Below are 12,199 nucleotides of genomic sequence, written 5' to 3'. Positions count from 1 at the left end.
CTCGGCCTTCGCTCCGGGCAGCTTGGCCGTGACCTTGTCTCCCGCCCTGCGGGCGCGCCACGTGAGACCCGGCTGGCCGGCGGTGTCGACCGAGGCGAGCAGGAGCGCTCCGAGCAGCGCGACGTCGGTGGCCAGGCCGGTGGTCTTGCGGCTCTTGGCGGCGGAGTCGGACTCCGCCCAGAAGTCGTTGCGGGTGACGGTCGTGGGCAGGTGCGACGCCGTGAGTGCGAGGGCCGACAGGCGGGGGGCCTTGCCCAGTGCGAAGAGCACGCCCGCGCCGACCTTGACCCCGGCGAGAGCCTTGACCAGCGTCTCGGTGTCCTTGGTGACCGGCGGCACCGAGGTCGTGACGTGCTCGTTGACCGCCTGCTCGCCCTTCTCCACCAGGGGCGCGGCCTTGTCCACGAGCGGGGCCGCCTTGGCGACATGGGCCTGCGGATTGCGGAGTGTCTCCACGCCGTCGATGACGAACACCGTGGCGAGCATGGGTCGTGCGAGTCGTCGGATCATCGTTCCTCCTGGGAATTGGGATGCGTGGTCGAACCTAGTGAAAACCCCGGCGACTCGCCTCCGGTCCGGGAACCTCGCATGTCGCGGACCGCGCGGACCCGCGTGATGCGCTGGGGCGATCGGTCATGGAGGGCCGAGATAACGATTCCGACAAGCTCCTCGCCCCGGGCTGTCGTCGGTCACCAGCCGCGTTCCCGCCACGTTCTCAGGCTCGGCCGCTCGTCCCCGAGTGTGGTGTCATCGCCGTGTCCGGGATGGACCACCACGTCGTCGTCGAGCACCCCGAACACCCGGGTCTCGAGGTCGTCCATGAGGGTGGCGAACTGTTCCGGAGTGGCGGTCTTCCCCGGGCCACCGGGGAAGAGGGAGTCACCGGCGAACAGGTGGGACCCCTCCGCGGTTCGGAGCAGGAGCGCGATGCCGTCCGGGGTGTGGCCACGCAGACCGATCACCCCGACGCGCAGATCCCCCACGACGATCTCGTCACCGTGAGAGACGTGGCGGTCCGTCGGTACGTGGATCTCTTCGGCGTCACCGGGTGAGGCGATGGTCCTCAGGCCGAGGGCCTCGACGGTCTCGGGGAGACCGATCCAGTGGTCGGCGTGCAGGTGGGTCGTGACCACCTCTCGCACCCCGGGGGCCTGCGTCTCGAGGTGGGCGATGAGCTGGGGGGCGTCGTTGGCCGCGTCGACGAGGAGTGCCTCGCCGGTGGAGACGGACTCGATCACGTAGACGTTGTTGTCCATCTCTCCCACGGAGATCTTGGACAACCGCGCCGGGCCGACGGTCCAGCGCTCGCCGGTCAGGCGACCGCCCAGACGGCCGGAGTAGCCCTCGGTGAGGGTGATGTGCGCGGGAACTGAAGCGGCGGAATTCGACATAATTGCAGGCTACTGGTGTCGACGGCGGTCTGCGACGGGAAGCGTGTCGGGGTTCGTTGGTACCTTCGTCTGCGGGACGGCGGCCATGCGGCGCGCACGGCCACCGCCACGGGTCCGTGGCGACAGCCCCCTCGGAAGGAGTACCCATGGTGGACCGTCTGGTCGTCCGCGGCGCACGGGAACACAACCTCAAGGGCGTGGACATCGACGTCCCGCGCGACGCCCTGATCGTCTTCACCGGATTGTCCGGCTCCGGCAAGTCCTCGTTGGCGTTCGACACGATCTTCGCCGAAGGTCAGCGTCGGTACGTCGAGTCGCTCTCCTCCTATGCGCGCATGTTCCTCGGGCAGATGGACAAGCCGGACGTCGACTTCATCGAGGGGCTCTCCCCGGCGGTGTCGATCGACCAGAAGTCCACCAACCGGAACCCGCGGTCGACCGTGGGCACGATCACCGAGGTCTACGACTACCTCCGTCTGCTCTATGCGCGGGCGGGTGTGCCGCACTGCCCCACGTGCGGAGAGGTGGTCTCGCGTCAGACCCCTCAGCAGATCGTCGACCAGATCCTCGCCGGCGAGGAGGGCGTGCGGTTCCAGGTCCTCGCGCCGGTCGTGCGCACGAGGAAGGGGGAGTTCGTCGACCTGTTCGCGCAGCTCGCGGCCGACGGGTACAACCGTGTGCGGGTCGACGGTGAGCTCCACACCCTCGCGGAACCGCCCACGCTCAAGAAGCAGGAGAAGCACGACATCGAGGTGGTCGTCGACCGACTCGCCGCGAAGCCGTCCTCGCGACAGCGCCTCACCGATTCCGTCGAGACCGCGTTGGGCCTGGCGGACGGCGTCATCGTGATCGACTATGTGGACCTCGACGAGACCGACCAGGCCCGGCGGCGTCGGTTCTCCGAACACATGGCCTGTCCCAACGGCCATCCGATCGGCCTGGACGACCTGGAACCCCGCGCGTTCTCGTTCAACTCGCCCTACGGCGCCTGCCCGGTCTGTGACGGACTCGGGTCCCACCTCGAGGTGGATCCCGACCTGGTGATCCCCGATCCGGAGCGGTCGTTGGCCGACGGCGCGATCGCACCGTGGTCGGGGGGTCAGAGCGCCGACTACTTCCAGCAGCTGCTCTCGGGACTGGCCGACGACCTGGGCTTCGACCTGCGTACGCCATGGCAGGACCTGCCCGCCAAGGTGCGCAAGGCGGTGCTCGGCGGGGCGTCGACGAAGGTGCGGGTGCGGTACAAGAACCGCTACGGCCGGGTCCGCACGTACGACGCCAAGTTCGAGGGCGTCATGTCGTTCCTCAAGCGCCGGCTGGAGCAGACGGAGTCGGAATCGCAGAAGGAGCGCTACCAGGGGTATATGCGGGAGGTCCCGTGTCCCACCTGCGAGGGGACCCGACTCAAGCCGGAGATCCTCGCGGTGACCATGACGGGCCCAGGCGGGCGCGAGCGGTCGATCGCGGACATCTCGCGGATGTCGGTCGCGGACTGCGCGCAGTTCCTCGACGGGCTGGAACTGGACTCCCGCCAGGAGATGATCGCCGGCCGGGTCCTCAAGGAGATCCAGGCCCGTATGGGGTTCCTCCTCGACGTGGGACTCGACTACCTGTCCCTGGACCGGGTGGCGGGCAGTCTGTCCGGTGGCGAGGCCCAGCGGATCCGGCTGGCCACCCAGATCGGGTCCGGCCTCGCCGGAGTGCTGTACGTCCTCGACGAACCCTCCATCGGTCTGCACCAGCGGGACAACCGTCGTCTCATCGACACGCTCGTCCGGTTGAGGGACCTGGGGAACACGCTTCTCGTGGTGGAGCACGACGAGGACACCATCCGCGCGGCCGACTGGATCGTCGACATCGGCCCGTTGGCCGGCGAGCACGGGGGACGCGTGGTGCACTCCGGGGACTACGCCGGGCTGCTGGCCAGCACGGAGTCACTGACGGGTGACTATCTGGCGGGTCGGCGGTCCATCGCGGTGCCCGAGACGCGGCGCGGACTGAACCCGGAGAAGATGCTCCACGTACGCGGGGCCCGGGAGAACAACCTCAAGAACGTCGACGTGATGTTCCCCGGGGGCGTGCTGTGCGCTGTCACCGGGGTGTCCGGGTCCGGAAAGTCCACCCTCGTCAACGACATTCTCGCCACGTCCCTCGCCAACCAGCTCAACCGGGCACGCCAGGTTCCAGGTCGGCATTCCCGCATCGACGGGGTGGAGTCGTTCGACAAATTGGTGCAGGTGGACCAGTCGCCGATCGGGCGCACGCCGCGGTCCAACCCGGCCACGTACACCGGGGTGTTCGACAAGATCCGGACGTTGTTCGCGGCGACCACCGAGGCCAAGGTCCGCGGCTACAAGCAGGGGCGGTTCTCGTTCAACGTCAAGGGCGGGCGATGCGAGGCGTGCCAGGGGGACGGCACCCTCAAGATCGAGATGAACTTCCTGCCGGACGTCTACGTCCCGTGCGAGGTGTGTCAGGGCGCCCGGTACAACCGCGAGACCCTCGAGGTCCACTACAAGGGCAAGACCATCGCCGAGGTGCTCGACATGCCGATCGAGGAGGCGTGCGAGTTCTTCGAGCCGATCACGTCGATACACCGGTACCTCAAGACGCTCTCCCAGGTCGGACTGGGGTACGTGAGGTTGGGCCAGTCGGCGCCGACCCTGTCCGGTGGTGAGGCGCAGCGGGTCAAGCTCGCGGCCGAGTTGCAGAAGCGGTCGAGTGGACGGACCGTCTACATCCTCGACGAGCCCACCACGGGTCTGCACTTCGAGGACATCACCAAGCTCCTCCTGGTGATCCAGGGGCTGGTCGACAAGGGCAACACCGTCATCGTGATCGAGCACAATCTCGACGTCATCAAGAGTGCCGACTGGGTGATCGACATGGGGCCCGAGGGTGGGGCCGGTGGAGGTGTCGTCGTGGCGGAGGGCACCCCCGAGCAGGTGGCGACGGTGCCCGAGAGCCACACCGGACGCTTCCTCGCGCAGGTTCTACCCACCGTGCAGGAAGAGCCCGCGGAGGGTCGTCGGCCCGCGGGGAAGCAGGCCGGCAGAGCCGCCGCCCGCACGACGGCCAGCAAGAAGACGGTCGCGAGCAAAGCCCCGGCGAAGAAGGCCGCCGCGGCCAAGGCGGCACGCAAGGCACGGGCGCTGCGCTGATCGGATGCCCGGTGGGGAAGACCGTGGCGTCACCCCGCGGGCCGGTCGGAGCCGGGTCAGAAGGTCAGAGCGACGTCAGTAGACCGGCCCGGTGAACTTCTCGCCGGGTCCCTCGCCGGGTTCGTCGGGAAACGCGCTCGCCTCTCGGAACGCCCGCTGCAAGCCCTGGAGGCCGTCCCGGACCACGCTTGCCTGCGGTCCGAGGTACTCGGCGGACCCGGTCACGAGACCCGCGAGGGAGGTGATCAGCTTCCGGGATTCGTCGAGGTCGAGGTGCGGGCTCGCGGTCGGGTCGTCGTCGGACAACCCGAGCTTCTCCGCCGCGGCGCTCATCAGAACGACGATCGAGCGGAAGATGATCTCCTGGGCGGGAACGTCCGCGAGTTCGACGATCTCGACCTCGCGGGCGTCGAGGTGGTCTTCGAGAGAGGTCTCGGCGGCCGCGTCGTCGGAGGGGTCAGTGGACGCGGGGTGGTCGGTGTTCATGCCGAATACTGTCCCACGGGTATCTCGACGCCGGGCGGCCGGACCGGTTTGGGGGTCCCCCGCAACACTGGTACAGTTCTCAGGTGACTGTGGGAACCCGCTATGTGGTGGGTTCCGACGTCCAAGAGGAGCCCGATCTCCCACCATCCGACGCCTCAGGTAGTTTGATGGTCACCACCCCCGGCGAGGGGCCCGCGAGCTGATCGCGGGCGAGTCGTCGTCGACGGGTGAGGAGTGAGAGGCCCCCCGGTATCCGTGCCGTGGGGCCTTCTCGGTGTCACCGGTGTGTCCGGCGGCGCCGCGGGTACCTCGAGGGCGGATGCGCGACCGCGCCAGTGGTCGCGGACAGACGCACCATCTACCGAGGAGGGCCCATCAGCGCCGAAGCACGTGTCAACGAACGAATCCGTGTCCCCGAAGTCCGACTCGTCGGCCCCGGGGGCGAGCAGGTGGGGATCGTTCGCGTCGAGGATGCACTTCGTCTGGCCCTCGAGGCCGATCTGGACCTCGTCGAGGTCGCGCCCACCGCGCGCCCGCCGGTCTGCAAGATCATGGACTACGGAAAGTTCAAGTACGAGGCGGCGCAGAAAGAGCGCGAGTCGCGGAAGAACCAGCAGCAGACCGTGGTCAAGGAGCAGAAGCTCCGGCCCAAGATCGACACCCATGACTACGAGACCAAGAAGGGGAACGTCGTCCGTTTCCTCGAGAAGGGTTCCAAGGTCAAGGTGACGATCATGTTCCGCGGTCGGGAGCAGTCCCGCCCCGAACTCGGGTACCGGTTGCTGCAGCGACTGGCCGACGACATCACCGAGTACGGATACGTCGAGACCAGCGCCAAGCAGGACGGCCGCAACATGACCATGGTCGTGGCCCCGCACAAGGGAGCCAAGACCCGGGTCAAGGCGCAGGAGTCGAAGGTCACCGACCCCGCCTCGGAGTAGGACTCCGGCACCACACCGACCACCGGACGCACGTCGTCCGCTCACCCGAGACCCCTCCGGTCTTTCGGGACGAACCATGTGAGGAAGACCGATCATGCCGAAGATGAAGACCCACAAGGGCACCGCCAAGCGCTTCCGGAAGACCGGGACGGGCAAGTTGGTGCGCCAGCAGGCCAACCGCCGCCACATCATGGAGAAGAAGCCCACCAAGCGCACCCGTCGTCTCGACGGTCGCACGGACGTCGCGCCGGCCGACGTCCCCCGCATCAAGCGGCTCCTCGGGCTCTGAGCCCTCTCCCATACGTAGTACTTCCGGTCACCGTCGAGGTGGCCACCCAGATCAGTGAGGATTGACCAGTGGCACGCGTGAAGAGGGCAGTCAACGCCCAGAAGAAGCGTAGGACCGTACTCGAGTCCACCAAGGGCTACCGCGGACAGCGTTCGAGGCTGTACCGCAAGGCCAAGGAGCAGATGCTCCACTCGATGACCTACAGCTACCGCGACCGTCGTGCACGCAAGGGCGACTTCCGGAAGCTGTGGATCACCCGCATCAACGCGGCGGCCCGCGCCAACGACATGACGTACAACCGCTTCGTCCAGGGTCTCAAGCTCGCGGGCGTCGAGGTGGACCGCAAGGTGCTCGCCGACCTGGCCGTCACCGACCCGGCCGCCTTCACGGCGCTGGTCGAGGTCGCCCGTGGCGCACTGCCGGCCGACGTCAACGCGCCGGCTGCCTGACACCTGCGACTTGACGCACAGCACCCGGCCCGGGCAGGGCACCGGACGACCCGCGGATCCGTTCACCGAACGGACCCCGCGGGTCGTTTCCGCATCCAAGCTCCACCGGGCCGCTGCCCGCCGAAAAGCTGGTCGCTTCCTCGCGGAGGGGGCGAACTCGGTCGAGGCGGCCCTTGCGGCCGGCGTCGCGATCGAGGTGTTCTGCGGCGAGGACTCGCTCGAGCGGTTCTCCGACCTCGTCACCACGGCGTCGGCGTCCGGGCTCGCCGTCTCCGTGGTCACCGATCGCGCGGTCAGGGTACTGTCCGACACCGTGTCGCCGACGGGGATCGTCGCGCTGTGTCGTTCCGTCGTGCGGGAGCCCTTCGCGTCTGATGACTCCTCCGCGTCCGACGGGCCCTCCGCGTCCGACGGGCCCGACGACACCGGCGAGCGTGGTCCGCGGCTCGTGGCGGTGGGCCAGGCGCTGGCCGAGCCGGGCAATGTCGGCACCCTCGTGCGCGTCGCCGACGCGCTCGGCGCCGACGCGGTGTGGCTCACCGAGGGTGCGGCGGACCCGGAGAACACGAAGGCCGTCCGCGCCTCGGCGGGCAGCCTCTTCCACCTTCCCGTGGTGCGGGGGGTCGCCGAGTCGGATCTGATCGGTCGGGCCCACCGCCTGGGCCTTCAGGTCGCCGTGGCCACAGGTGACGGTGAGGTGGACATCGAACACGCCGGACAGGAGCTCTCCCGGCCGACGGCGTGGGTGTTCGGCAACGAGGCACACGGCGTCCCGGCCGAGCTGGCCGCTCGCGCCGATCTGCGGGTGCGGATCCCCATCCGGGGGAGAGCCGAGAGCCTGAACATCGTCACCGCGGCCTCGATCTGCCTCCACACCAGCGCGCGCCTGCAGGCCGCCTCCTCGTGACCGCCACCCTCACGGCCCGCGGCCTGGGCGCCGCGCGGGGAGCTCGCTCACTGTTCGCCGGACTCGACCTCGTCGTCGCCGAGGGGGACGTCTGGGGCCTCACCGGCCCCAACGGTGCCGGCAAGTCGACCCTGCTCCACGCACTGTCCGGCGAACCCGACGCCGAGATGACGGGGACGGTGACCGTCAGCCCACCGGACGCGACGGTCGGTCTCCTGCGTCAGCAGGTGGATCGTCACGACGACGAGGCGGTGCGTGGCTTCCTCCATCGCGTCACCGGGGTCGCCCACGCGCAGGCGCTGATGGACGATCTCGCCGCGCGGATGGCGGACTCGGCCTCGGCGGCCGAGGCTTACGGTGACGCCCTCGAGAGGTGGCTCGCGCTCGGCGGTGGAGACCTGGACGAGCGGATCCCGGTGGTCGCCGCCCGGCTCGGCCTGGACGGGGCCGCACTGGACCGGCCCATGGCGGCGCTCTCGGGTGGTCAGGCCGCCCGCGTCACCCTCTGCGCGGTGGTGCTGAGCCAGTACGACATCCTGCTGCTGGACGAGCCGACCAACGACCTCGACCTGGCGGGGCTCTCGGTGTTGGAGGACTTCATTCACACCGAGCGGCGTCCGATGGTGGTGGTCAGCCACGACCGTGAGTTCCTCGCCAGATGCGTGACCGGGATCGTCGAACTCGACTCCGCCCAGAGGCAGATCACGGTGTTCGACGGAGGGTACGAGTCCTACCTCACCGAACGCGCGCTGGCGCGGCAACGGGCGCGCGAGGCGTATGCGGAGTACGCGGGCCGGGTCGGTCAGCTCAAGGAGCGCATGCAGACCCAGAAGACGTGGCTCGACAAGGGCGTGCGCACCACCATGCGGAAGTCGGGAGGCAGGGACGCGGAGAAGGACAAACACATCCGAAACCGCGCCGGACAGCGGTCGGAGAAGCAGGCCGTGAAGATCTCCCAGACCCAGCGCGCGATGGAGCGGCTCGACGTGGTCGCCGAGCCACGTAAGGAGTGGGAGCTGAAGATGGAGATCGCGGCCGCACCCCGGTCGGGGTCCGTCGTGGCCGTCCTGAGCGAGGCGGTCGCCCGCCGTGGCGATTTCGTGCTCGGTCCGGTGACCCTGCAGATCGATGCGGGGGACCGGGTGCTGATCTCCGGTGCCAACGGATCCGGCAAATCGACGCTGCTGGGTCTGCTCGCCGGAGATCGACTCCCGGACGCGGGGCGGGTGAGAACGGGAGCAGGGGTCGCGGCGGGACGCGTCGACCAGGTCCGCTCGGAGTTCGGCGGGCCGGGATCCCTGCTGGACACGTTCTGCGCTGCCGCGGACCCGGAGGGGTTGCACCCCACGGAGGGCAGGACGCTGTTGGCCAAGTTCGGACTGGGCGGTGAGCACGTCGCCCGGTCGTGCGCCTCCCTTTCCCCGGGGGAGCGGACCCGGGCGGCGCTGGCCCTGTTGCAGCAGCGCGGCGTCAACCTGCTCGTGCTGGACGAGCCCACCAACCATCTGGACCTGCCCGCGATCGAGCAGCTCGAGAGGGCGGTGGAGGCCTTCGACGGCACGGTCCTGCTGGTGACCCACGACCGGCGGATGCGGCGGGGTTTCCGGGTGACCCGCGAGCTGCTCGTCGTCTCCGGCGCTGTCGACGAGGTCCGCTGACAGGCGGGAGCACGTGGGCCGGGGCGTCCGATCCCGATCGACTATCCTGGTCCGGGATGCCGCCGGCGATCGCCGGAGATCGCCGTGACGGGGAGGACGAGAGCACAGGTGAGCGAAGACACGAGCGCTGTCGAGGTGCGGATCGACGAGGAATCGCTGGCGCACTACGCGGCGCAGGCCGAAGCGGCGTTCGCCGCCGCCGCCGACCTCGAGGCGCTCGCGGCGGCCAAGACCGCCCACCTGGGTGACCGCAGCCCGATCGCGTTGGGGCGCCGGACACTCGGATCGCTGCCCAAGGAGCAGAAGGCCTCCGCCGGGAAGGCGGTCAACGTGGCCCGGGGCCGGGTCCAGCAGGCGTACGACACCCGGCTCGCAGAGCTCCAGGCAGAGCGTGACGCCGCCGTCCTCGTGGCCGAGACGCTCGATCTGACCGTCCCGTCGGGCCGGGCGCCCGTCGGAGCCCAACACCCCATCACGATCATCACCGAGCAGGTCATGGACGTGTTCGTGGCCATGGGGTGGGAGATCACGGAGGGCCCCGAGGTCGAGGCCGAGCACTACAACTTCGACGCACTGAACTTCCTCCCGGATCACCCTGCGCGCACACTGCAGGACACCTTCCACATCGCCCCGGAGGGCAGCCGGCAGGTCTTGCGCACGCACACCTCGCCCGTGCAGATCCGGACGATGCTCGACAGGGAGCCCCCGATCTACGTCGCCTGCCCGGGACGGACCTTCCGCACCGATGAGCTCGACGCCACCCACACACCGGTCTTCCACCAGGTCGAGGGGCTCGCGATCGACAAGGGCCTGACCATGGCGCATCTGCGGGGCGCGCTCGACGCCTTCGCCCGCGCCCTGTTCGGTCCGGAGACCCGGACCCGGATGCGGCCCAACTACTTCCCGTTCACCGAGCCCTCGGCCGAGGTCGACGTGTGGTTCCCGCGGAAGAAGGGTGGCGCCGGCTGGGTCGAGTGGGGTGGGTGCGGGATGGTCCATCCCAACGTTCTGACCGCCTGCGGTATCGACCCGGAGGTCTACTCGGGGTTCGCCTTCGGTATGGGTCTCGAGCGCACCCTGCAGTTCCGCAACGGACTGTCCGACATGCGGGACATGGTCGAGGGGGACGTGCGGTTCTCGCTGCCCTTCGGCATCCGCGCCTGACCACCACCCCCTTCCACCCGATAAGACGAAGGACCCCCACAGTGCGAATTGCGCAGTCCTGGCTGACCGAGATCCTGCAGCGGGCCAACGACGGCTGGTCGGTGACCCCGGCCGAGCTCGACGCGGGGTTCGTGCGGGTCGGCCTCGAGGTCGAGGGCGAGCCGGAGCAGCTGCCCGAGATCAGGGGTCCGCTCACGGTCGGCCGGGTCAGCAGCATCGAGGAGCTCGAAGGATTCAAGAAACCCATCCGCTTCTGCCTGGTGGACGTGGGCGCCGACGAACCGCAACGGATCGTCTGCGGTGCCCGGAACTTCGCCGCGGGAGACCTCGTGGTGGTGGCGCTGCCCGGGACCGTCCTGCCGGGCGGCTTCGAGATCGGTGAGCGCACGACCTACGGCCGGCCCAGCGAGGGCATGATCTGTTCGGCGTCCGAGCTGGGTATCGGTTCCGACCACAGCGGCATCATCGTGCTCGCCGACGGGACCGCGGAGCCCGGTGACCCCGCCGGCCCGGTACTGGACGCCGGGGCGGTGCTGGACGCGGGCGCGGCTGGGTCCGACACCGTCATCGAGCTCAACGTCACGCCGGACCGGGGCTACTGCCTGTCGGCGCGCGGTCTGGCCCGCGAGCTCGCGTGCGGATTCGATCTGGACTTCGCGGACCCGGCCACCGAGCTGGGGCTGCCCGCCGGGAGTGAGACCTGGCCCCTGGTGGTCGCGCCGGAGTCGGGCGCGCAGCGGTTCGCCCTCCGCCGGGTGACCGGGATCGACCCGTCCGCCCGCACGCCGTGGTGGATGGTCCGTCGACTGCTGCTCTCGGGGGTGCGTCCGATCTCGCCGGCGGTCGACGTGACCAACTACGTGATGCTCGAACTCGGGCATCCCATGCACGCGTTCGACGCCGGGACGCTGCGCGGTGGTCTCACCGTCCGGCGGGCCCGAGCGGGGGAGGCGCTCACCACCCTCGACGACGTCGAGCGCTCTCTCGACCCCGAGGACGTGGTGATCTGCGACGACCGCGGCCCGATCTCGCTGGCCGGGGTCATGGGCGGCGCGGACACCGAGGTCTCCGGGGATACCACGGACGTGCTGCTGGAGGCCGCGGTGTGGGACGCCCTCGCGGTGTTCCGGACGATCCGCCGCCACAAGCTCCCCAGCGAGGCGGGCAAGCGGTACGAGCGTGGTGTCGACGCGGCCGCGACGATCGCCGCTCTGGACCGGGCCGCGACGCTGCTCGCCGACATCGCCGGCGGCTCCGTGGAGGCCTCGCTCACCGACGTCGGATCCGCCCCGGTCATGCCGACCATCGCGTTCGACGCGAGCAGGCCCTCGCGCGTCGCCGGGGTGGAGTATCCGTCGGGCACCGCACGGCGCCGACTGGAGCAGATCGGGTGCGGCGTCTCGGGGGACGACGAGGTGCTGCTCGAGGTCACCCCACCGACCTGGCGCCCGGACCTCACGCTGCCCGCGGATCTGGTGGAGGAGGTCGTGCGGCTCGAGGGGTTGGAGGACATCCCGTCCGTTGTGCCGTCCGCCCCCGCGGGTCGTGGTCTCACCGCTGCCCAGCGGGGTCGCCGCGCGGTGGGCCACGCCCTGGCGGCCGCCGGGCATGTCGAGGTGTTGACGTCGCCCTTCTGTGACCCCTCGGTGTTCGACGCGATGGGGCTGGCCGACGACGACGAGCGGCGCAACACCATGTCCGTGGTCAACCCCCTGGAGAGCGACAAGGCGCATCTCGCCACGACGCTGCTCCC

At 69.6% G+C, this 12,199-nt stretch carries 11 protein-coding genes; 8 read left to right on the top strand and 3 right to left on the bottom strand.

All coding sequences use genetic code 11. The annotated features are described in order from the left end of the window. Both G6019_RS03800 and G6019_RS03795 read right to left on the bottom strand, forming a co-directional pair. On the bottom strand, window positions 1–510 hold a 510-nt coding region (locus G6019_RS03800; RefSeq protein ID WP_182627060.1), incomplete at its 3' end, for a DoxX family membrane protein. 179 nt (window positions 511–689) lie between these two features. Beyond that, on the bottom strand, window positions 690–1,391 hold the full coding sequence (locus G6019_RS03795; protein ID WP_182611977.1) for an MBL fold metallo-hydrolase: 702 nt from the start codon (window positions 1,389–1,391) through the stop codon (window positions 690–692). Between the two features lie 146 nt (window positions 1,392–1,537). Between G6019_RS03795 and uvrA the strand changes: the two genes are divergently transcribed. Next, window positions 1,538–4,552 carry an excinuclease ABC subunit UvrA gene (uvrA, locus tag G6019_RS03790; RefSeq protein WP_182611978.1) on the top strand — a complete coding sequence of 1,005 codons (3,015 nt, stop codon included), beginning with the start codon at window positions 1,538–1,540 and terminating at the stop codon, window positions 4,550–4,552. A gap of 75 nt (window positions 4,553–4,627) precedes the next feature. Here uvrA and G6019_RS03785 read toward each other — a convergent pair whose 3' ends face one another. Further along, entirely contained in the window at window positions 4,628–5,038 is a 411-nt protein-coding gene (locus tag G6019_RS03785) for a DUF1844 domain-containing protein (protein ID WP_107756339.1), read from the bottom strand. Window positions 5,039–5,373: 335 nt separating this feature from the next. On the opposite strand from G6019_RS03785, the gene infC reads away from it, so the two are divergent. The 7 genes from infC to pheT all read left to right on the top strand — a co-directional run. Further along, entirely contained in the window at window positions 5,374–5,979 is a 606-nt protein-coding gene (gene infC / locus G6019_RS03780; RefSeq protein ID WP_309230146.1) for a translation initiation factor IF-3, read from the top strand. Between the two features lie 94 nt (window positions 5,980–6,073). Then, entirely contained in the window at window positions 6,074–6,268 is a 195-nt protein-coding gene (gene rpmI, locus G6019_RS03775) for a 50S ribosomal protein L35 (protein ID WP_007630819.1), read from the top strand. Window positions 6,269–6,336: 68 nt separating this feature from the next. Continuing rightward, window positions 6,337–6,717 (top strand): 50S ribosomal protein L20, encoded by a 381-nt coding sequence (gene rplT / locus G6019_RS03770; protein ID WP_017836228.1) that lies wholly within the window; start codon window positions 6,337–6,339, stop codon window positions 6,715–6,717. Window positions 6,718–6,727: 10 nt separating this feature from the next. Further along, window positions 6,728–7,624 carry a TrmH family RNA methyltransferase gene (locus G6019_RS03765; protein WP_182611979.1) on the top strand — a complete coding sequence of 299 codons (897 nt, stop codon included), beginning with the start codon at window positions 6,728–6,730 and terminating at the stop codon, window positions 7,622–7,624. Beyond that, window positions 7,621–9,282, top strand: a complete 1,662-nt coding sequence (locus G6019_RS03760) for an ABC-F family ATP-binding cassette domain-containing protein (protein WP_182611980.1) — start codon at window positions 7,621–7,623, stop codon at window positions 9,280–9,282. Before G6019_RS03765 ends, G6019_RS03760 begins: the two co-directional genes overlap by 4 nt. A 108-nt stretch (window positions 9,283–9,390) precedes the next feature. Continuing rightward, window positions 9,391–10,446: a phenylalanine--tRNA ligase subunit alpha gene (gene pheS / locus G6019_RS03755; protein WP_107756342.1), complete on the top strand. Its 1,056-nt coding sequence runs from the start codon at window positions 9,391–9,393 to the stop codon at window positions 10,444–10,446. A gap of 41 nt (window positions 10,447–10,487) precedes the next feature. Then, the coding region (gene pheT, locus G6019_RS03750; RefSeq protein WP_182627058.1) for a phenylalanine--tRNA ligase subunit beta at window positions 10,488–12,199 on the top strand (1,712 nt) is incomplete at its 3' end.

The sequence above is a fragment of the Dietzia sp. DQ12-76 genome, from assembly GCF_014145045.1.
Classification (GTDB): Bacteria; Actinomycetota; Actinomycetes; order Mycobacteriales; family Mycobacteriaceae; genus Dietzia.
Note: the sequence above shows the minus strand (reverse complement) of the source record. Positions and strands in the feature narration are given on the sequence as shown.